This window comes from Thermodesulfobacteriota bacterium (assembly GCA_040756475.1).
GTDB lineage: Bacteria > Desulfobacterota > Deferrisomatia > Deferrisomatales > JACRMM01 > JBFLZB01.
Genome location: JBFLZB010000001.1, coordinates 38,690 through 59,033, shown reverse-complemented (window position 1 = coordinate 59,033; position 20,344 = coordinate 38,690). Strand labels below are relative to the sequence as shown.

Annotated in this window: 19 protein-coding genes; 6 read left to right on the top strand and 13 right to left on the bottom strand. The window is 69.8% G+C overall.

Annotated features, from left to right (window positions below; translation table 11 throughout):
- Nucleotides 1-22: 22 nt before the first annotated feature.
- The gene (locus tag AB1578_00270) at nucleotides 23-988 is read right to left on the bottom strand and encodes an MBL fold metallo-hydrolase (protein MEW6486335.1); all 966 of its coding nucleotides are present in this window, start codon (nucleotides 986-988) and stop codon (nucleotides 23-25) included.
- Between the two features lie 224 nt (nucleotides 989-1,212).
- Entirely contained in the window at nucleotides 1,213-2,751 is a 1,539-nt protein-coding gene (gene rpsA, locus AB1578_00265; GenBank protein MEW6486334.1) for a 30S ribosomal protein S1, read from the bottom strand.
- 302 nt (nucleotides 2,752-3,053) lie between these two features.
- On the opposite strand from rpsA, the gene AB1578_00260 reads away from it, so the two are divergent.
- The gene (locus AB1578_00260; GenBank protein ID MEW6486333.1) at nucleotides 3,054-3,683 is read left to right on the top strand and encodes an L-threonylcarbamoyladenylate synthase; all 630 of its coding nucleotides are present in this window, start codon (nucleotides 3,054-3,056) and stop codon (nucleotides 3,681-3,683) included.
- A 172-nt stretch (nucleotides 3,684-3,855) separates the two neighbouring features.
- On the opposite strand, the gene AB1578_00255 is transcribed toward AB1578_00260, so the two are convergent.
- On the bottom strand, nucleotides 3,856-4,329 hold the full coding sequence (locus AB1578_00255) for a hypothetical protein (protein MEW6486332.1): 474 nt from the start codon (nucleotides 4,327-4,329) through the stop codon (nucleotides 3,856-3,858).
- A 496-nt stretch (nucleotides 4,330-4,825) separates the two neighbouring features.
- On the opposite strand from AB1578_00255, the gene AB1578_00250 reads away from it, so the two are divergent.
- From AB1578_00250 to AB1578_00240, 3 genes are read left to right on the top strand one after another with little or no spacing between them, the layout of a single operon-like run.
- On the top strand, nucleotides 4,826-5,635 hold the full coding sequence (locus AB1578_00250) for an EI24 domain-containing protein (GenBank protein MEW6486331.1): 810 nt from the start codon (nucleotides 4,826-4,828) through the stop codon (nucleotides 5,633-5,635).
- 1 nt (nucleotide 5,636) lies between these two features.
- Nucleotides 5,637-7,511 carry a GNAT family N-acetyltransferase gene (locus AB1578_00245; GenBank protein ID MEW6486330.1) on the top strand — a complete coding sequence of 625 codons (1,875 nt, stop codon included), beginning with the start codon at nucleotides 5,637-5,639 and terminating at the stop codon, nucleotides 7,509-7,511.
- Nucleotides 7,512-7,526: 15 nt separating this feature from the next.
- Nucleotides 7,527-8,453 (top strand): rhomboid family intramembrane serine protease, encoded by a 927-nt coding sequence (locus AB1578_00240; protein MEW6486329.1) that lies wholly within the window; start codon nucleotides 7,527-7,529, stop codon nucleotides 8,451-8,453.
- A gap of 33 nt (nucleotides 8,454-8,486) precedes the next feature.
- On the opposite strand, the gene AB1578_00235 is transcribed toward AB1578_00240, so the two are convergent.
- Nucleotides 8,487-9,050 carry a hypothetical protein gene (locus AB1578_00235; GenBank protein ID MEW6486328.1) on the bottom strand — a complete coding sequence of 188 codons (564 nt, stop codon included), beginning with the start codon at nucleotides 9,048-9,050 and terminating at the stop codon, nucleotides 8,487-8,489.
- 346 nt (nucleotides 9,051-9,396) lie between these two features.
- On the opposite strand from AB1578_00235, the gene AB1578_00230 reads away from it, so the two are divergent.
- Together AB1578_00230 and AB1578_00225 are read left to right on the top strand one after the other, a co-directional pair.
- Nucleotides 9,397-10,425, top strand: a complete 1,029-nt coding sequence (locus tag AB1578_00230) for a hypothetical protein (GenBank protein ID MEW6486327.1) — start codon at nucleotides 9,397-9,399, stop codon at nucleotides 10,423-10,425.
- A gap of 105 nt (nucleotides 10,426-10,530) precedes the next feature.
- Complete coding sequence (locus AB1578_00225) at nucleotides 10,531-10,761, top strand: hypothetical protein (GenBank protein ID MEW6486326.1); 231 nt, start codon at nucleotides 10,531-10,533, stop codon at nucleotides 10,759-10,761.
- Between the two features lie 129 nt (nucleotides 10,762-10,890).
- Here the strand turns inward: AB1578_00225 and AB1578_00220 are convergent, their stop codons facing one another.
- The 9 genes from AB1578_00220 to hisB all read right to left on the bottom strand — a co-directional run bounded on the left by AB1578_00220 (nucleotide 10,891) and on the right by hisB (nucleotide 20,207).
- Nucleotides 10,891-13,230, bottom strand: coding sequence for an FAD-dependent oxidoreductase (locus AB1578_00220; protein ID MEW6486325.1), 2,340 nt, complete (start codon nucleotides 13,228-13,230; stop codon nucleotides 10,891-10,893).
- A gap of 75 nt (nucleotides 13,231-13,305) precedes the next feature.
- Nucleotides 13,306-14,961, bottom strand: coding sequence for a glutamate synthase-related protein (locus AB1578_00215; GenBank protein MEW6486324.1), 1,656 nt, complete (start codon nucleotides 14,959-14,961; stop codon nucleotides 13,306-13,308).
- Nucleotides 14,916-16,055, bottom strand: a complete 1,140-nt coding sequence (locus tag AB1578_00210) for a glutamate synthase (GenBank protein MEW6486323.1) — start codon at nucleotides 16,053-16,055, stop codon at nucleotides 14,916-14,918. The genes AB1578_00215 and AB1578_00210 overlap by 46 nt, the downstream gene beginning before the upstream one ends.
- A gap of 273 nt (nucleotides 16,056-16,328) precedes the next feature.
- The gene (locus AB1578_00205; GenBank protein MEW6486322.1) at nucleotides 16,329-16,631 is read right to left on the bottom strand and encodes a cupin domain-containing protein; all 303 of its coding nucleotides are present in this window, start codon (nucleotides 16,629-16,631) and stop codon (nucleotides 16,329-16,331) included.
- Between the two features lie 132 nt (nucleotides 16,632-16,763).
- Nucleotides 16,764-17,111 carry a phosphoribosyl-ATP diphosphatase gene (locus AB1578_00200; GenBank protein ID MEW6486321.1) on the bottom strand — a complete coding sequence of 116 codons (348 nt, stop codon included), beginning with the start codon at nucleotides 17,109-17,111 and terminating at the stop codon, nucleotides 16,764-16,766.
- An 80-nt stretch (nucleotides 17,112-17,191) separates the two neighbouring features.
- Nucleotides 17,192-17,959 (bottom strand): imidazole glycerol phosphate synthase subunit HisF, encoded by a 768-nt coding sequence (hisF, locus tag AB1578_00195; GenBank protein MEW6486320.1) that lies wholly within the window; start codon nucleotides 17,957-17,959, stop codon nucleotides 17,192-17,194.
- Nucleotides 17,960-18,080: 121 nt separating this feature from the next.
- Nucleotides 18,081-18,818, bottom strand: coding sequence for a 1-(5-phosphoribosyl)-5-[(5-phosphoribosylamino)methylideneamino]imidazole-4-carboxamide isomerase (gene hisA, locus AB1578_00190; protein ID MEW6486319.1), 738 nt, complete (start codon nucleotides 18,816-18,818; stop codon nucleotides 18,081-18,083).
- The gene (hisH, locus tag AB1578_00185) at nucleotides 18,809-19,456 is read right to left on the bottom strand and encodes an imidazole glycerol phosphate synthase subunit HisH (GenBank protein MEW6486318.1); all 648 of its coding nucleotides are present in this window, start codon (nucleotides 19,454-19,456) and stop codon (nucleotides 18,809-18,811) included. Before hisH ends, hisA begins: the two co-directional genes overlap by 10 nt.
- Nucleotides 19,457-19,619: 163 nt before the next feature.
- Nucleotides 19,620-20,207: an imidazoleglycerol-phosphate dehydratase HisB gene (hisB, locus tag AB1578_00180; protein ID MEW6486317.1), complete on the bottom strand. Its 588-nt coding sequence runs from the start codon at nucleotides 20,205-20,207 to the stop codon at nucleotides 19,620-19,622.
- Between the last annotated feature and the right edge of the window lie 137 nt (nucleotides 20,208-20,344).

Genomic DNA, 20,344 nt, shown 5'->3' with positions numbered 1-20,344 from the left:
GGCCAGCGGTCCGAGGTACGAGTCAGCGATCGGGGCGCGAGGGGCCAACCACCCACTCCCCGGCCTGCCCCTCGAAGACCACCTCGCCGCGCTGGGCCAGGAGGTCCAGGTGCCCCACCACTTCGCTCACGGCCAGGGACGCCTGGGCGGGCTCGAGGCCGGGGAAGAGGCGGCCGGCGATCTGCCAGGGGCGGGTGTGGCCCTCCGCCACCAGGCGCCGGATCTGGGCCGCCCGCACGTCGTGGAGGGCGAGGCGGCGCCCGACCAGGTCGCGGGGGTCCCCCAGGGGCTCCCCGTGGCCGGGGAAGACCGCGGCCGGCGCGAGCCCGGCCACGCGGGCCAGGGTCTCGCGGTAGCGTAGGAAGGTGCGCTCCCGAAACGCGCCGGCGGCGGGCTCGAGGATGGCGTTGGAGGAGATGCGGGGCAGCAGAGTGTCGCCCGAAAAAAGGATCCGGTCTTTCGCCTCCCACAGGCACAGGGCGCCCCGGGCGTGCCCCGGGGTGTGGAGGACCAGCAGGCGCAGCCCCCCCACCTCCAGGGCATCCCCTTCGTCCAGGGGCTCCACGGCGTCGAGGGGCTCCGTGTAGGCGGGGAGCCCGGCCAGGGCGGCCGCCAGCTCGCCGAGCACCCCCTCGGGCGCCCCGGCCCGGCGGGAGGCCTCCACGAGGAAGCCGGAAATCCGCCCCCACACCCCGGGCAGGTCCCGCAGGCGGTCGTGGTCCGCCGGGTGGGCATACACCCGGCAGCCCGACGCGCTACGCACCCGCCGGGCGAGCCCCGCGTGGTCCTGGTGGGGGTGGGAGAGCACCAGGCGCTCCACGTCCTCCACCCGGAACCCCACGGCCGCCAACCCCGAACCAAGGGCCGCCCACGCCTGCTCCGTCCTCGGACCGCAGTCGAAGAGCGTCAGCGGCTCGGGCCCGAGCACGTACGCGTTGACCGGCCCCACGGGGAAGGGGGTGGGAATCGGGATGCGATGGAGGAGCATGGGCGGAGGTAACGGGTGACGGGTGACGGGGTTTTCTCCCATAGGTCCCATAGGTCCCATAGGTCCCATAGGTCCCATAGGTCCCATAGGTCCCATAGGTCCCATAGGTTTCAAGGAGGGGTACCAGGGAGAAGACCACGTGACGGGCAGGGAGCACGGCTATTAGCTATTGGCCAACTGCCAACCTGCAACCTGCCACGTGCAACGTCCCACCCCCACTCCCCTCACTTCTTCTTTGCGAGCCGTGCCTTGAAGAGGTCGCCGAGGGTGCCCATGGAGGCGTTGGGGTCGGGCTGGGTGGCGCGGTATTCCTGGGCTTCCTGGGCCTCGCGGCCGTCGGACACGGCCTTGCGGGAAAGGCGGATGCGGCGCCCGCCTTCCTCCACGTCCAGCACCATGACCTCGATGGGGTCCTCCGGGCGGAACATGCGGGAGTGATCGGTGCCTCGAGGGGTGCCCATCTCCACGTTGGGGACGAGGCCCGTGTGCCCCGAGGGCAGCCGGACGAAAAGGCCGAAGTCCACCACCTTCTCCACCGCCCCCCCGAGCACCGAGCCCGGAGAGGGAAGCCCGCCCAGGGTGGCCTGGTGGCGGTGCTCCAGGGAAAGAGAGATCTTGCGGGCCCCCGCGTCCACCCCCACCACGTCGGCTTCCACCGCCTCGCCGGGCTGGAGCACCTCTTTGGGGTGCTTCACCCGCCGGCCCGCGCCCAGGGCCGAGATGTGGATCAGGCCGTCGATGCCGGGCTCCAGGGTCACGAAGGCCCCGAAGTTGGTGAGCCGCGCCACGGTGCCCGTGACCCGTTGGCCCGAGCGGTACTTGGCGGCCACGTCGTCCCAGGGGTCGCCCGCCAGCGCCTTGAGGGAGAGGCTCACCCGGTCGCGCTCCCAGTCCACGTTGAGCACCTTCGCCGTCACCTGCTGGCCGGGGGAAACCACCTCTGCCGGCGACTCCACCCGCGTCCAGCTCATCTCCGAGATGGGAATCAGGGCGTCCACGCCCCCCAGGTCCACGAAGGCACCGAAGCTCTGCACCGAGCGCACGGTGCCGGTGACGACCTCGCCCGGCACCAGGCGGGCCTTGAGCGCCTCTCGGGCCTGGGCCCGGTCCTCCTCCAGCAGGGCCCGGCGCGAGACGATGATGTTGCGGCCCTTCTCCTTGAACTCGAGGATCTTGAAGGGGAACGTCTGGCCCGCGTACTCCTGTGCCTCCTTGGGCCAGCGCAAATCGATCTGGCTCAGGGGGCAGAACGCCCGAAGGCCCGCCAGCCGCACCTCGAAGCCGCCCTTGACCGGCTGCACCACCCGGCCCTCCACGGGGATGCCGCTGCGCCACGCTTCTTCCAGGTGGGCCAGGGAAGCCCCCCGGGCACTCACCTTGGTGGTGAGGAGGACCTCGCCGCCCTGGGTGGAGAGGACGAAGGCTTCGAGCTCGTCGCCTTCGGCCGGCAGCTTCACGGCCCCGGCCTCCCCTTCGGCTCCGGGAGCCGCCGCAAACTCGTCGGCCCGGATGCCGCCCTCCTGCTTGCCCCCGAGGCTCACGAAGACCCAATCGCCGGAAACCCGGGCGACGCGCACGGAGATCTTTTCCCCCTTCTTCCAGCGCACGGGGGTCTGCCCCCCGGCCGTGGCGAGCATCTGGGCGAAGTCCTGAGCGGTTTCTGCTTCAGGAGCCCCCTCGGCGACCGCAACGCGGGTTGCCTCCTGCTCGGGCGCGGGGGTTTGCTCGGAAGTTGCCGTCTCGGACCGCTTCGTCTCGTCCATCGCGATCATCCCTCCTGGGCGCGAAAAGTGGCGTGAGGATACACACGCCGGCCTTGGAGCCGCAAGGTCTACCGCGGCCCTGCGCGGGGCGCCTGGGCCCCCACCCGCCCGCGCCGGGGAGGCTCGGTCGCGGGAGCCGTGGGAGCAGCCCCGGGGAGAGCGGCCAGGCCCTCTGCTCGAACTGCCTGGTATCGTTGACAGATCTTGCCGTGGCCCGAGGTTCCGCAGGGCGTTGCGGGTTTGACACACCCCCTGCGCACGGATAGGCTGCCGCCCCGCTCCCCCGCCCAGGAGGTACCGCCATGGCCGTCACCCTCTCGGTCCACCCCACGACCCCCCAGGGGCGCCACATCACCCGGGCCATCGAGGTCCTGCGGGACGACGGGGTGGTGGTCTACCCCACCGACACGGTCTACGGGCTGGGGTGCGACATCACCAGCAAGCACGGGGTGGAGCGCATCGTGCGCATCAAGGGCCGGGACCCCAAGAAGCCCATGAGCTTCGTGTGTGCCGACCTCACCCATATCGCCCGCTACGCCCGGGTCTCCAACTTCGCGTACCGGATCCTCAAGCGGTTCCTTCCCGGGGCCTACACCTTCGTCCTCGAGGCGAGCCGCGAGGTGCCCAAGCTGCTCTTGACCAAGCAGAAGACCGTGGGCATCCGCGTGCCCGACCACCCGGTGGCCCTGGCCCTGGTGCGGGAGCTCGACAACCCGGTGCTCTCCACCAGCGCCAACCGGGCCGGCGGAGACCCCCTCAACGATCCCGCGGAGATCCAGAAGATCCTGGGCAAGGAAGTGGACGTGATCCTCGACTGCGGCATCCTGCCCCGGGTGCCGTCCACGGTGGTCTCCCTGGTGGGGGACGAGATCCGGGTGCTCCGGGAGGGAGCGGGGGACGCGTCGTTCTTCCTCGAAGGGCAGGTGGAGTAGGACCGGGCTCGGGGGCGAACGGCGGCGGTGCGGCTTGGATGCGGAGGAGCCTTGTCCCGGCCAGGGCCGCTCCTGCGGAAAAGCAACGCCTCCGCGGCGTGGGGCCCCCCAAGTTCACCGCCAGGTTCTGGGGCGGGGTCCGGGAGCCCTCGCGTGAACCCCTGGGGCACCCTCAATACCCTTCGTGGCAGTCGGCGCACAGGGGGGTCCAGTCCACCCCCGTGTCTTGGATGACGACCAGGCGGACCATCTTGTAGTCGGCCGGACGCTGGCGGTCGTGGTAATGGCAGGTGTTGCAGGTGATGCGCCCCCCGAAGACCGGCAGGGTGCGGGGCCGCTGGGCCGCGGGCACCTTTGCCACCGGGAGGTCGCTGGGGTGGGTGATGCCGATGCCCGGCTCCAGCGCCCGATCCTGGTGTTCCTGCCCCACCCGGCAGCACTCCTCCTTCCGGTGGCACACGAGGCACACCCCGTCCACGGTCTCGGTGAGGAGATGATACTGCCCGTCCCGCACGGGCTGGGTGCCGATGGCGGGGGTGTGACAGCTGCTGCACCGCCGGGGATCCTTCTCGTCGTGGGGGTCGATCAGGGCCTGGGCCGGGAGGGCGGCGAGGACGAGCACTGCCGTGCAGAGGACGCGTCTCATGGGAATCTCCTGGGTTTCGCCGGGGCAGGGCCGCACGGGATACATACCCGAGTCCTCCTTGCCGTCAAGCCTGATTTCGACGGCCCGGGTTTGCGACCGGGGGTGTTGGTGCCCGCCGCGGCCCGCAGCGCCGGAACATGGCCCCCCGCCGACTCCAGCGAAGTGCCGGCGAACGAAGAGCCGTTTCCCTGCTGGCCGCAGGCATGCTCAGAACCCGCGGGCAAGCCATCGGCATCGAAATCGGGATCGGTATCGAAATCGGGATCGGCCCCGACCTCGATTTGGACCTGGAGCGGCCGAGCGGACAAGCCGCACGACTCCGACGCACCCAGGATCCACCACCTAATCTCGGGGCGGGGTCCGAAAGTCCCGGAGCGCAGGGGCTCCCGATCCCGCTCCCCGCCCGGGCGGTGGATCCAGGTCGTGCCGGTGCGTTGCGCGCTCTTTCGCGAGGCGGTATCGTGGGCCGTCGCGCTGCACCGCAACAGGAGGAGCCATGCCCCCCCCGAGCCCGCCCATCGGCGCCGCCGCGAGCTTTCGCTACCCCTACCGGGGTCTGCGGTTCCTCTTCGCCCACCCTCGGCTCCTCCCCTACGTGGGGGTTCCTTTCGCGATCAACACCATCCTGTACGCCGGGCTCATCTGGTTCGCGGGATCGCGCTTCGGCACCTGGGTCACCGCCCTGATCCCCCAGGGGGAGGCCTGGTACTGGAGCGTGGCTTTCTACGCCCTCTGGATCCTCTTTGCCGCCGTGCTGTTCCTCTTCGTCGCCTTCACCTTCACCCTGCTCGGCAGCCTTCTCCTGGAGCCTTTCAACGACCTCCTCTCGGAGCACGTCGAGAGGGTCTACACCGGGGAGCGCAGGGACGAGCCCTTTCGGCTGGGCGTCTTCTGGGCGGACGCGGGGCGCTCCTTCGTCACGGGACTGCGCCGGGCTGCCCTCTGGGGCCCGGGGGCCTTCGTGCTCTGGGCGGGAAGCTTCTTCTTCTGGCCCCTGACCCCCCTCCTGGCCCTGTACACGGCCTTTTTCCTCGGGTGGGCCTACGTGGACTACACCATGGACCGGTGGCGCTTCGGGTTTGCCGCCAAGCGCCGGACCGCCTGGCACAACCTCTCGGCGTTCCTGGGCTTCGGCACCGGGGCGTCGCTCCTGCTCCTGATCCCCCTGCTCAACTTCCTCGCGATCCCCGTGTGCGTGGCCGGGGGGACCCTGCTTGCCTGCGACCTGCGCGCCGGCGGGCGGCTGCCGGGGCTGGCGGGGAGCGGGGACGCCGGCGCGGGATATCCGGCGGAAGGGGGGCGCTAGGATGGCACCGGCCGCGGACCTCTCCTGGGTGGATCTGGACTGGAAGACCCGCTACGCCTCCCGGGTTGCCGAGCGGGAGGCCGCCCTCTCCCGCATCCAGCGGGGCGCTAAGATCTTCGTGGGCTCGGCCTGCGGGGAGCCCCAGTACCTGGTGGAGGGCCTGGCGAACAAGTCGGCCATCCTCGCCGACTCGGAGATCCTCCACATCCTCACCCTGGGCATCGCGCCCTACACCGACGAGAAGCTCGCCAAGGTGTTCCGCCACAACGCCTTCTTCATCGGCGACAATACCCGCCGGGCCGTGGCCGAGGGGCGGGCCGACTACACCCCCGTGTACCTCTCGGAGCTGCCCCAGCTCTTTCGCAGCCGCAGGACCCGGGTGGACGCGGCCCTCATCCAGGTGGGCCCCCCGGACCGCCACGGTTTCGTGAGCCTGGGGGTGAGCGTGGACGTGACCAAGGCGGCGGTGGAGTCCGCCAAGCTCGTGATCGCCGAGGTCAACCCCGAGATGCCCCGCACCCTGGGGGACTCCTTCCTCCCGGTGGACCGGATCGACTACCTGGTGGAGCACGCTTCCCCGGTCATCGAATACCTGCCCCCCACCCCCGACGAGGTGGCGATCCGCATCGGCCGCAACATCTCCCGGCTCGTGAGAGACGGCGCCACCATCCAGATCGGCATCGGCTCCATCCCCAACGCCGCCGTCCACGCCCTCAAGGACAAGCGCGACCTGGGGGTGCACACCGAGATGTTCTCCGACTGGCTCCTGGAGCTCGTCCAGGCCGGCGCCATCACCAACCGTAGAAAGACCCTGCACCGGGGCAAGGTGATCGCCTCGTTCTGCATGGGGACCCGGGCGCTCTACGACTTCATCGACAACAACCCGATGGTGGAGCTCCACCCCAGCGAGTACACCAACGATCCCTTCGTGATCGGCCAAAACGACAACATGGTCTCGATCAACACCGCCCTCGAGATCGATCTGACGGGGCAGGTCTGCTCCGACTCCATCGGCCACCAGTTCTACAGCGGCATCGGGGGGCAGGTGGACTTCATCCGGGGAGCGGCCCGAAGCCAGGGGGGCAAGCCCATCATCGCCCTGCCCTCCACGGCCCGGGGCGACGCCGTCACCCGGATCGTGCCCCAGCTCTCCCCCGGCGCCGGGGTGGTCACCACCCGGGCTTCCGCCCGCTACGTGGTGACCGAGTGGGGGTACACCGATCTGCACGGCAAGACCATCCGGGAGCGGGCCATGGCGCTCATCAACATCGCCCACCCCAAGTTCCGCAAGGAGCTCCTGGAGGCCGCCAAGCGCCTCCACTACGTCTACCCGGACCAGATCATCCCCACCTCGCTCGACCTCTACCCCGAAAAGTACGAGGAGCACGCGGTGCTGGCCGGCCAGGAGGTGTTCGTGCGCCCCGTGCGGGCCACCGACGAGCCCATGCTCAAGGATCTCTTCTACAGCCTCTCGGACGAGTCCATCTATCGGCGCTACTTCAACGTAATCAAGTACATGCCCCACGAGCGGCTCCAGGAGGAGCTGGACCTGGACTACCAGACCCGCATGGCGATTGCCGCCACGGTGGAGCACGGGGGGGTGGAGGAGATGGTGGGCCTGGCCCAGTACGTGCTCGACGAGGCCACCAACACCGCGGAGGCGGCCTTTCTGGTGCGGGACGCCTGGCAGGGCAAGGGGCTCGGCTACCACCTGGTGCGCACCATCGTCCGAATCGCCCAGGACAAGGGCATCAAGGGCATCACCGCCGAGGTCATGCCCGAGAACCGCGCCATGCTGCACCTGTTCTACAAGCTGGGGTTCACGGTGGAGAGCCGTTTCGAGGAGGGCGCCTACCACCTGGAGTTCCGAATCTAAGAAATCTGATTTTCCATGCGGATGCATCCCGAGACCGAGGGCTGGGAGGAGGCGGTACCCTTTCCCGACGATCCGGAAGCCGCCCGGCGCCGAGCCCGCATCTGGTCCCTGGTGCTCGAGGCCCGGGGGGTGCCCCACCGGTTCGACTCCCGCAGCGGGCGCACGGCGCTCCTGGTGCCCGCTGCCCTTCGGCCGCGCGCGGAAGAGGAACTGCTCCGCTACGAGGCGGAAAATCGCGGCTGGCCGCCCCGCCCGCCCCCCGAGCCCCCCACGGTCCGCAACGACGTGCGCACCTGGGCGGTGCTGGTGGCCCTGGGGCTCTTCCACGACCTCACCTTCCAGGCACCGGGGCGGGTCTTCGGCATCGCCGTGGAGTGGCACCGGCTAGGAGCCCTGGACGCCTCCCGCGTGCTCGGGGGCGAGGTGTGGCGCCTGGTCACCGCGCTCACGCTGCACGCCGACGGCCTGCACCTGGCAGGCAACCTGGTCCTCGGCGGGCTGCTCCTCGTCCACGTGAACCGGCAGCTGGGGCTGGGCCTGGGGCTCGCCCTGGTGCTGGCCGCGGGAACCCTCGGGAACCTCACCAACGCGCTGGCCCGGGCCCCCTCCCACCTGAGCATCGGCAGCTCCACGGCGGTCTTCGGCGCCCTGGGCGTCCTGGTCGGGCGCGCGGCCTGGGCGGCGGCGCGCCGCGACTGGCGCCGTTGGGTACTCCCCCTGGGGGCGGGCGGCGGGCTCCTCGCACTCACCGGGGTCGGGGGAGAGCGAACGGACTACCTGGCACACCTCTTCGGCTTCGGTTGGGGGGTGGCGGCGGGATCGCTCACCCGCTGGCCGTGGCCCCTGCGGCGCGTGCCGAGGTGGAAGGCCTCGGCGGGCCTGGGGCTCCTCTGCCTGGCCGTCGTGGTGGGGGCCTGGGCCCTGGCCCTGGGGAAAGGCTAGGAGCCCGTGGCCCGCACAGGGCCGCGGCTGCACCTACGGGAGGCGCAGGGCGTCCTTGCGCTCGCCCGAGACCTGCCAGGGCTCCAGGATGAGCCCGTGGGAGGCGTCGGGCCGCAGGGCGGGGCGCGGGCGCGATGCCGGCTCGACCCCGTCTTCCCACCCCACGTGGCGGGTGAGGTGGAGGAACCCTCCCAGGGCGAGCAGCAGGGCCGCCGCGCTCGTGATGATGGCCACGGGATAAGGCAGGTTGCCCGCAAGCTCCTGCTGGCTGTACTTGATCACCATGATGAGCCCTTCCAGCACAAGGGCGATGCACACCGTGCTCACGAACCGAGACACGGTGCGGCGCAGCACCACGAGGATGTCGTCCCGGTCGTCGGGTCCCGCGTATTCCTTCTGGACGCCGAGGCCCAGCTCGAAGGTCGCCAGGGCGATGACCCCCATGTTGAGGGCCTTGAGGATCCCTTCGGCGAGAGTCTTGTCCGAGAAGAAGCTCTGGGCGAAGTGCTGGAGGGCGATCCCCCCCAGGGCCACCGAGAGGCCGAAGAAGGTGAGGGAGAAGACGAGCGCCATCAGGCGCCGAAAGCCGACGGGCATGGGGGACCTCCTGGGAAACCGTGCGTTGCGGATGCCCCCCCCGGCCGAGTCCCGCGTGACACGAGCAACCGCCGTGCCGTCCCGCCCCCCGGGCTGAAAAACCACGGCCCACGCGACGCCCGCCCCAGGAGAGAGGAGCCTTGCCGTCTCCCACCGGCGACAGGCGAGGGAGCGCGGGTGGCGAAAACCCCTTCCCGGCGCCCAGCCCGTCCGTCTCCGGACGGCGACACCGGGGCTCCGGCGCCCCCCTCGCCGCTATTCAGCCCTCGTGCTCGCGGTTTGCGAAGGGTCCCTCGTCCGGTTAGAGTGCACGCCACTCGTACCCACGGCCAGGAGGTGGAACTCGATGGATACCCTGCAATTCATTGCCCGGCGCAAGGAGACGGTGCTCCTGGACCCCAAGGACGGGAGTCCCAGGAAGATCCCCAGCGAGATCCGGATCGACCCCCTCACGGGCCGGACGGCGCGGATCTGCCACTTCATGAAGCTCCAGTGGCAGAAGCCCGATTTCGACAAGCTCGTGGCGGGCACCGAGTCCTGGTGCCCGTTTTGCCCCGAGCGGGTGCTGGCGGTGACGCCGTCCTTCCCCCCGGAGGTCCTGCCCGAAGGCCGCCTCCAGGCCGACGACATGGTGCTCTTTCCCAACCTCGCCCCCTACGACGCCGTGAGCGCCGTGGCCACCCTGGGGAGCCGTCACTTCACCCCCATGACCGAGCTCGGCGCCGAGCGGATCGCCCGGGCCTTCGGCCTGGCGCTCGCCTTCTTTCGCGGCCTCCACGCCCGGCGGCACCCCGAGTCGGTGTACCACCTGATCAACTGGAACCACATGCCCCCCGCCGGGAGCTCGCTGATCCACTCCCACCTCCAGGTCTTCGCGAGCTCCGACGCCCCGAATCTGATGCGCGCCGAGCTGGAAGCTGCCGCCGCGTACCGGGCCCGCGCGGGCTCGAACTACTGGGACGACCTGGTGCGGGCCGAGCAGGCCGACGGCCGGCGCTACCTGGGGGGCATCGGCCGCACCCAGTGGCTCGTCTCCTTCGCGCCCATGGGCGTCGCGGGAGACGTGGTGGCCGTGGTGGAGGGCGCCCGGGCGACCTTGGACCTCACGGAGCAGGACCTCGCCGACCTGGGGACCGGCCTGGCGCGAGTCATGAAGGCCTACGACGCCCTGGGGATCTACAGCTTCAACGCGAACCTCTTCACCGGGGCCCCGGGCGACGAGCACGCCCGGGTACACCTGGTGTTTTCTCCCCGAACCTTCTTCAATCAGGCCCTGGGGGCCACCGACGTGGGCGCCCTGCGAAATCTCTACAACGAGACCCTGTGCATGGCCTTTCCCGAGGAGATCGCCGACCTGCTCCGCCCCGGGTTCTGAACTTCCTCCGTGGGGGTTCCGACTTGCTCTTCTCCCCCGCAGTGGCAAGAGTACTTCCAAGCAGCGAAGCGGGCCCCGGCCCCCCCCGGCAAAGGAGATGACGACATGTCAAACGTCTACAAGTGCGAGAGCTGTGGAGCGGTGACGACGGAAAAGGGTCACCTGTGCAAGCCCCAGAAGGTGACCGACAAGTGCCAGTACTGCGGCGACACCGCCGAGACCGCCCGGCACGTGTGCAAGCCCATGCGGCAGAACCTGGAGTACGTGTGCGGCGCCTGCGGCCGTCCGGCCGAGCAGGCAGACCTCCTGTGCAAGCCACAGAAGATGAAGGGCTAGCACCCCAGATGCACGAGAGCCCCCGGAAGGGGGCTCTCGTGCATCTGGGGTGCGGGTTGCCCGTTGCGGGTTGCCCGTTGGAGCTGCCGGGCAGCCCGTCACGCCTCACGTTTCACGCTTCACGCTCCGTCACGCCTCGTACATCGCCCAGATGCCGCAGGGGCACACGCCGGCGCAGAAGCCGCAGCCGATGCACCGGTCGGGGTCCACGGCGTACTCGTACTCCCCGCCCCCCAGCTCCACGCGCGAGATCGCGCCCCAGTAGCAGGTGGCCTCGCACAGGTGGCAGTCGCGGCAGCTTGCGCAGGAGAGGCACTTGCCCCCCTCCCCGGCGCAGGTGCGGGAGAGGTCGCCCTGGCGGGAGCGCTCGTAGTACTGAAACTTGATCCGCTCGTAGGGGATGATCCGCTTGGTCTCCTCGTCGTACTCGGTCTTGGAGAGCAGGGAGTGGACATACCGGGCCACCTGCAAGCCGGCGCCGATGGCGTTGGTGATGAGGCCAGGCTTGGCCACGTCGCCGATGGCGAAGACCTTGGGGTCGGTGGTGCGGCCGACGGAATCGACCCGCACGAACCCCCGCTCCAGGTCGACCCCGGCGGGCCCCGCGGGGAGGTAGCCGAGCTCGGGGGTCTCCCCGATGGAGATGATGACCGTATCGGCGGGCAGGGAGGTGCCGTCCTTGAAGCGGATGGTTCGGGCCTCCCGGTCGTAGAGGTCGGTAAATTTGGGGTAGAGGATCTCCGTCCCCCGGGCCGCGGCCATCTTCTGCTCCTTGCCGAAGGAAGCGGGCTTCTGGATGTCCACCGCGGTCACCCGGGCGGCGCCGCAGTTGAAGGCCTCCACGCAGATGTCCATGCCCACGTTGCCCGCCCCGATCACCACCACGCTCTGGCCCGCGAGGTCCATGGGGTTGCGGGCGTTGAGCTCCTTCAAGAAGACGATGCCCGGGATCACGTGCTCGTAGCCGGGGAAGGGGATCGTCCGCGGGGAGTGGCAGCCGGTGGCGAGCAGCACCACGTCGTGGCCGCGGTGGATCTCCCGGTAGACCTCCCGGGTCACCTCCACGCCCGTGTGGACGTCGACCCCCAGGGAGGCGAAGCGGTCGATCTCCTTTTGCAGGATCTCCGCCGGGAGGCGCTCCTCGGGGATGCAGTAGTAGATCTTCCCCCCCAGGCGCTCCTCCCGCTCGTACAGGCTCACCCGGTACCCCTGGAGGGCGAGCTGGTAGGCGGCGGACATGCCCCCGGGGCCGCCGCCGAGCACCGCAATCTTCTCCGGCCGGGCCGCCGCGGGACGGGGGGCGGGCCGCTCCAGGCTCAGGCGCCCCAGGAACGAGACGTCCACCGGGTCCTTGAGGAACTGCTGCCGGGAGCAGTAGTCCATGCAGAGGTTCGGGCAGACGTAGCCGCACACGGTGCCGGGGAAGGGGGAATACTGCAGGACCAGGTCCAGGGCCTCCTCCTCCCGGCCCTCCCGGATGAGGCGGGTGCGCTGGTGGGTGGGGATGCCCGTGGGGCAGTACCCCGCACAGGGGGGCGCGTACTGGTCGTTCTCCCACCGGGGAACCTGGCGGCGCCCCTCACCCTGGGCCACGAAGGGCAGGATGGTGGTCTCGGTCTCCAAGTAGTCGGCGAAGATCCCGCCGCCCCCCACGCCCTTCTCCCACACGTTCTTCCGGAAGGCTACCATGGCGGGGCGCCCGGCGCGGGCGCGCTGCTCGCGCTCCTCGGGGCTGAGCGCCACGATTTTTCGCCAATCCTCCCGGCTGCGGGTCAGCGACTGGTAGAAGCTCAGCCGGTCGACGGCCTTGAGGAACGGCTTCATGTGCTTCGTGAGCCATTCCCAGTCGGCGTCGGTCACTGCACCGACGCGCACGTCCTCTTCCACCACCCCCTGGACCGGCCCCCGGAAGTAGATGGTGCCCCCCACCATGCCGGCGCAGGGCCGGTAGCCCAGGATGCTGTCGGGGTTTCGCGGGTTGACGCCGCACACCACGGCCACGCCCCCGGCCTTGAACTCCGCAAACGAGTCGCCCACGTCCCGGAAGTACCAGGACTGGATGGGCTCGAACCGGGGGTTGAACTTGGTCAGCGTGTCGCAGCGGGCGCCGCCGCTGCCCTGGACGTAGAGCCTGCCCTGGGCGCCGGCGTTGTGGGCGCCGTTGCCCACGTCGCCCAGCACCGTGACGGTGGCGCCGGTGTTGAGCCAGCCCACGTCGTCGGAAGCCGAGCCCTCCACCACGATCTCCGTGCCCGCCATGCCCATGCCGCCCACCCGCTGCCCCGGGGCCCCGGTGATGCGCACCTTCACCGACTCGGCCTGGGGCCAGATGCGGCCGCCGATGCCGTGCTGGCCGTCGGCCGAGACCTTGAGGCGGCGCTTGCCGCTGCGCACGGCCTCCTGGATCTGCTCGTCGAGCTCCTTGGTGGAGACCCGGCGGCCCTTAACCCTTCCTTTGATCTCGATCATGAAAGAGCTCCTGTTGGCTCCTGGTGTTCGTGCGGCCGGCGGGGCGTCCGACGGGTCAGACGCGCCCGACCCCCGCTAGCACGCGTACCCGATCTGGAGGCGCTGGGCCACCGCGGGGTCGTCCACGCTCAGGCCGTCGGACATCCCGATGGGGAGCTCGGTGGAGCGGCCCATGGGGGCGAAGATCTTCTTGAGCTCCCGGTCGGCCGCCACGAAGGTGTCCACCACCCGCTGAGCCACGTTGTCGGGATCGAGCCGCCGGTAGAGCTTGGGGTCCTGGGTGGTGATGCCCCGGGGGCACTTGCCCGTGTTGCAGATATTGCAGCGGTTTCGCTCGTCCCCCAGGCAGCCGGCGGCCGCCTGCATCACGTACTTGGCGCAGTCGGCTCCCGAGGCGCCCAGCATGATCAGCGCCGCGGCGTTGGCGACCAGGTTGCCGTGCTTGCCCACGCCCCCGGCCGCAAAGAGCGGCAGCTCGTTTTGCTTGCCGAGCTTCACGAGCGTCAGGTAGCACTCCCGCAGGTTCGAGGCGATGGGGTGGCCCATCTTGTCGAGGCTCACGTTGTAGGCGGCCCCCGTGCCTCCGTCCTCCCCGTCGATGGTCAGGGCCGCCGCAAAGGGGTTGCGGGCCAGGTTGTTCAGCACCGCGAGCGCCGTCTTGGTGCCGGAGATCTTGGGGTACACGGGCACCCGGAAACCAAACGCCAGGGACATGGAGGTGATCATCTTCGCCACGGCTTCTTCGATGGAGTACTTGGTCTGGTGGGTGGGCGGCGACGCCAGGTCGACGAATTCCGGCACCCCCCGGATGCGGGCGATGAGCTTCAAGACCTTGCTGGCCATGAGGAGCCCGCCGTCGCCGGGCTTCGCCCCCTGGCCGTACTTGATCTCGATGGCGGCGGGGTCGCACTGCATGTCGGGCACGGCCCGCAGGATCTCGTCCCACCCGAAGTAGCCCGAGGCAATCTGGAGTATGAAGTACTTGAGGAACGGGCTCTTGAGGAGCCTGGGGGGCATGCCGCCCTCGCCCGTGCACATCACCACGGGGAGCTTCTCCACCTCGTTGAGATACGCCACACCCTGGGCGAGCCCCTCCCACATGTGGGGGGAGAGGGCGCCCACCGACATGCCGCCGATGCGGATGGGGAAGATCTCCCGCACGGGGGGGATGAAGGGCGTGCCGTCCGGGACGAGGTCGTTGCCCTCGATCCGAAGGGGCAGGGCCTCGGGGGGCAGATTCCGGCCGAGATAGGTGCGCACCCGAAACTCGTGCCGGCCCGCGTCCAGCGCCGGGTCGGTGAGCATCGAGATGCGGGTGAACTTGAGCCGGTCCAGGGTGGAGGTGCCCGGGTCGTTGCGGCGTCCGCCCCGCTTGTAGGGCTCGCCCCCCTGGGTCACGTGCCACGCGAACTTGTTGGCCGGGTTGAACTCGGGCGCGATGGCGTCGTTGGGGCACACGAGCCGGCAGGTAGCGCAGCCGATGCACCGGCGCTTCACGTCGGTGACCTGGCGCACGCCCGACACCACCTTGCGCACCGTGGTGGGCAAGGGGGCGGGTCCCGTGGACTCCACCACCCGCTTCTCGAAGACCCCGGGCTCGATGGCCTTCACAGGGCACACCGAGGTGCACCGGCCGCACCGGGTGCAGTGGGGGTCGTCCCAGCGGACGATGTAGGGAAGGTCGTTTAGGCTAAGCTGATGGTTGACGTCGAGCCGTCCCGCTGATTCCATACCTCGATCTCCTCCGCCCCGGGGCGCACGCTCACCAGGTCGTATTTCATCGGGAACACGTCTTTGTCCACGTCGCGGCCGGGCACCGCCGAGGCCAGCCCGCACACCTCGGACATGAGTCCCACCTTGCCGCGCACCCCCCCCACCACCCCGGGCCGCAGCTTCTTGGCATCCTGCACCATGAACACGGTGCCGTCCCCGTCGCAGCCGATGACGCAGTTGGGGCCGTCGATGGTGAGCATCCGCAGGCTGCGCTTCATGAGCCGCAGGGCGTCGCGGTCCTTGCGCCGCTCCATCTCCTCGTCCTTGAGGGGGGTGAGCACGTCCTTGTAATACTTGAGGGGGTACCCGAGCCTGCGCCGGGTGTAGTGCAGGATGTGGGCGAACACCTCGCTGTCGGAGTTGTAGCCCATGTAGGCGGGGTTGCCCCGGCTGGTCAGGTACTCGCGGATGGGGACGAACGCCGTGTTCTCGCCGTTGGTCATGGTGAACATCCCCTGGAGGAAGAAGGGGTGGCATGCGTAGAGGTTGATGGCGTAGTTGGTGTTCTGGCGCCCCTGGGCGAAGACGATCTTGGCCGGGATGGGCTTTGAGTCGAGGCCGAAGAACTCGCCCACCTCCAGGGGGTCCCCCACCTCCTTCAGGGTCACCACGTCGGGCCAGAAGCTGAAGACGATGATGGAGTCGTCGGCCTCCCCCATCTTGCGAAGCTCCACCCGGGTGCGGGTTAGAAACTCGGCCTTCTCCTCCCAGGGCCTGTCCTTCATCCGGTCGGGGTAGTCGAAGGCCTTGACGATGTAGCGGTCCCGCCGCCGGATGCTCATCCCCGGCTTGAGGGTGATGGAGGGGTCCCACAAGAGCTTCGTGCGGAACCCCTGGGCTACCATGTAGTCGTCGAGCTCGAAGTAGCCCCGCTCGGAGGTGATGCCGGAGAGGATGGGGAACTCCTTGATCCCTTCGAACTCACCCCCCAGGTCCCGAAGCGTCAACCCCAGGCCCGAGCCGTCGTGGCCCTCCTTCATGGTCTCCAGGGCCTGGACCGCCTCCATGGGCGAGAAGTACTGCGACGAAACGAGGGCACACAGTCGGCACATACGGGGTCTCCTTGCCGGGGTCGCGGTGCAGGGGCGCAGGCCGGCCCCCGCCGACTTGTAGCAAGGAACGGGCCAAGGTTGATTTGGAGGGAGTTTCCGGGGGCTCTGCGGGAGGGCGTACCGGCCGGGGCCGCGGATTTGCTCAACAACTAGGCATGCCCGGACGCCGACCACCCCCGCCGGGGCGGAGATGCGACCGACCAAGGGGGAGGAACTGTCCAGACTTTAGGCAGCCGCCCGGCCCATCCGGGGAACCGGGCATCGTTCCGGGTGTCAGCCGGCGCTCACCGAGACGAAGACCAGGCGGGTATCCGCCCGCATGCCGTGGACCTCCCCGGCCGGGGCAAAGACCACGGTGCCCGCCTCCACCGGGACCTCCTCCCCATCCCGCAGGAACCACCCGCGCCCCTGTTCGACGACCCACACGTGGTCCCCCGCGTGGGCGTGGGGGTGGATGTCTTGCCCAGATTCCAGGCACCACAAGGTGACCCGGGCGTGGGCCCCGTCGGCCAGGGAAACCTTGGACGCCTTCTCCGGAGAAAAAGAAGCGGCTTGGGCGACGCGGGCGATGTTCATTTGAAGGACTCCGTGCGGGAGCTAGGTACGAGGTGCGGGGAGTACGGTGGACAGGATGACAGGATACATAGGATAGGGACCGGAAGAGGAAAGAGGGCGCCCTCTCCGATCCGCCCCATCCTGTCCATCCTGTCATCCTGTCGAGGGGTCTTCTTCTCGGTGGCCAGCACCTCCGCGGCTCGCCTTCTCGGCCACCCCCGAGGTGCCGAAGCGGCGCTCCAGCTCCCGGGCGACCCGGTCGGGCGGAATGCCGCGGGCGCCCAGGAGCACCAGGCAGTGGAAGGCAAGGTCGGCGAGCTCGTAGACCAGGGCGTCCTCGTCCCCGGACTTGGCGGCCAGGATCGTCTCCACCGCCTCCTCCCCCACCTTCTGGAGGATCTTGTCCTCCCCCTTGCCCAGGAGCCGGCACACGTAGGAGTCGGGCTGGGGGTTCGCCTTCCGGTCGAGGATGACGTGGTAGATGCGGTCGAGGATGGGCATGGGGTTGTCCGTTGTCTGTTGTGTTTTCGGACCGATCGGTCGGATCGGTCGGATCTCACCCGTCACCCTTCACCCGCCCGTCACAGCCTCACGGGCACGCCGCGGGCGGCCAGCAGGCGCTTGACGTCGGCGATGGTGAGCTCACGGAAGTGGAAGATGCTCGCGGCCAGGGCGGCGTCGGCCTTGCCGGCAGTGAGGGCCTCCCACATGTGCTCGGCGTTGCCGGCGCCCCCCGAGGCGATCACGGGGATCTCCACCGCTTCCGACACCGCCCGGGTGAGCGGGATGTCGAAGCCGTCCTTGGTGCCGTCGGCGTCCATGCTGGTGAGCAGGATTTCGCCCGCCCCCAGGGCTTCCATGCGCCGGGCCCACTCCAGGGCGTCGATGCCGGTGGGGCGCCGGCCCCCGTGGGTGTACACCTCCCACCCTTCCCCCGGGCCGGGGCCGCGCCTCTTGGCGTCGATGGCCACGACGATGCACTGGGAGCCGAAGCGGCGCGAGGCCTCCTCCACGAACTCGGGCCGGTGCACCGCGGCGGTGTTCACCGAGACCTTGTCGGCACCGGCCAAAAGGAGCCCCCGCACGTCGGCGATCTCCCGGACCCCGCCTCCCACGGTCAGCGGCATGAAGACCCGCTCGGCGGTGGCCCGCACCACGTCGAGGATGATGGCGCGCTCGTCGCTGGAAGCCGTGATGTCGAGGAAGGTAAGCTCGTCGGCCCCCTGCTCGTCGTAGATGCGGGCCACCTCCACCGGGTCGCCCGCGTCCCGGAGGTTGACGAAATTCGTGCCCTTGACCACGCGGCCGGCGTTCACGTCGAGGCAGGGGATGATGCGTTTGGCGAGCATGGGGGTGGCTCGTTGTGTGTTGCGGGTTGCTCGTTGGGGTGACGATCCGGCACGACCCGTTCCACGGCTCACGTTCCCCAACGTGCAACGTGCAACGTGCCACGCCCAACGCGCCCTCCCCTCATGGGCCCGCTGCTCTGCGCACCACCGCCAAAGCCTGGGCCAGATCCAGTGTTCCTTCGTAAAGCGCGCGTCCGGTGATGACGCCGACGACGCCGTCGGCTTCCAGGGGGAGGAGGCGTTCGATGTCGGCGAGGTCGGAGACGCCGCCGGAAGCGATGACGGGGGCTCCGGCGTGGCGGGCGAACTCCGCGGTGGCTTCCCGATTCACGCCGGTTTGCATGCCGTCGCGCTCGATGTCGGTGAAGACGAACCCGGCGGCGCCCTGGCCGGCGAGCGTCCGGGCCAGGTCCACGGCCCGGGTGCGGGAGACTTCGGCCCAGCCGCGCACCGCCACGCAGCCATCCCGGGCGTCGATGCCCACCAGGACCCTGCCCGGATGGGCCGTCGACACGCGGCCCACCAGCGCCGGCTCCTCCAGGGCGGCCGTGCCCAGGATCACGTAGTCGAGGCCCTCGGCGAAGAGCCGCTCCGCCGTGGCCTCGTCCCGAATGCCTCCCCCGAGCTCCAGCTCCACATCCACGGCCCGCCGCACGGCCCGCACGGCCGCCAGGTTCTCCGGGCGGCCCGCGAAGGCCCCGTCGAGATCCACCAGGTGGATGCGGCGCGCCCCGAGCTCCGCCCAGCGCCGGGCCACCGCCGCCGGGTCGTCGCCGTAGACCGTGTCGTCCTCCATCCGCCCCTGGCGCAGGCGCACGCAGCGCCCCCCCTTCAAGTCGATCGCGGGAATCACGAGCACGGCGCCGCTCCCTTCTGCGCCTTCTCCCAGAAGGCCCTCAGGATCGCGAGCCCCACCCGCTGGCTCTTCTCCGGGTGGAACTGGCAGGCGTACAGGTTGTCCCGGGCCACGCTGGAAGCGAACTCCAGCCCGTAGGCGGTGGTGGTGGCCACTACCCCCGGGTCCTCGGGCACCGGATAGTAGGAGTGGACGAAGTAGACGTAGTCCCCCTCGGCCACCCCGGCGAGCACGTCCACGTCGCGCCGCTTGTGGAGACGGTTCCAGCCCATGTGGGGCACCTTGAGGCGCTGGTCTGCGTCGCGCAGTTCGTGGGGGAAGCGCACCACCCGCCCCCGCAGGAGCCCGAACCCCTCGGTGCGCCCGTGCTCCTCGCTCTCGTCGAAGAGGAGCTGGTAGCCCACGCAAATGCCCAGAAACGGCACCCCGGCGAGGATGCGGTCCCGCACCGGCTGAGCCAGCCCGAAGCTCTCGAGCTTCCCCATGCAGTCCCGAAACGCCCCCTGGCCCGGGAGCACCAGGGCCCGGGCGTCGCGCACCCGCGCCGGATCCCGCGTCACCACGGCCTCGGCCCCCAGGGACTCGAAGGCCTTCTGCACGCTGCGCAGGTTGCCGGAGTCGTAATCGACGATGATCAGCATGGGTCCGTGGTCCGTGGTCTGTGGTCCGTTGTCCGTTGTCCGTTGTCCGTTGTCCGTTGTCCGTTGTCCGTTGTCCGTTGTGGTTTCGGACCGATCGGTCGGATCGGACCGATCCGACTCTTTACCCGTCACCCGTCACCCGTCACCCGTCACCCGCCGCGCTTCACAGGCTGCCCTTGGTGGAGGGCACGCCCTGGCGGCGGGGGTCGGGTTGGGTGGCGCGATCCAGGGCGCGGGCAAAGGCCTTGAAGACGGCCTCGATCACGTGGTGGGCGTTGCGGCCCGAGGTCACCCGCACGTGCACGGTGGCGCCGGCGGCGCGGGCGAAGGCCTCGAAGAACTCCCGGAAGAGCTCGATGTCCACCTCCCCCACCTTGCCCGGCGCCAGGCCGTCGTCGTAGGAGAGGTGGGTGCGGCCGGAGAGGTCGAGCACCACTTGGGCCAGGGCCTCGTCCATGGGCACGGTGGCCTCCCCGTACCGGGCGATGCCCCGCCGGTCCCCCAACGCCCGTGACACGGCCTCCCCCAGGGCGATGCCCACGTCCTCCACGGTGTGGTGGAAGTCCACGTGGACGTCCCCCCGGGCGGCGGCCCCCAAGTCGAAGAACCCGTGCACCGCCACGTGGGTGAGCATGTGGTCCAGGAACCCGACCCCCGTCTCGATCCGCGCCGACCCGGTGCCGTCGAGGTCCAGCTCCACCCGGATCTCGGTCTCCTTCGTCTTCCTCTCGACCTCGGCCTTGCGGGACATGGGAACTCTCCGGGTGACGGGTGATGGGCTACAGGGCCCGAGCCTGGTCTTCATGGGACCGATGGGACTTATGGGACCTATGGGTGGAAGGAAACCCCCGAAGGCGGGCACTTTCCACCCATCCGTCCCATGGGTCC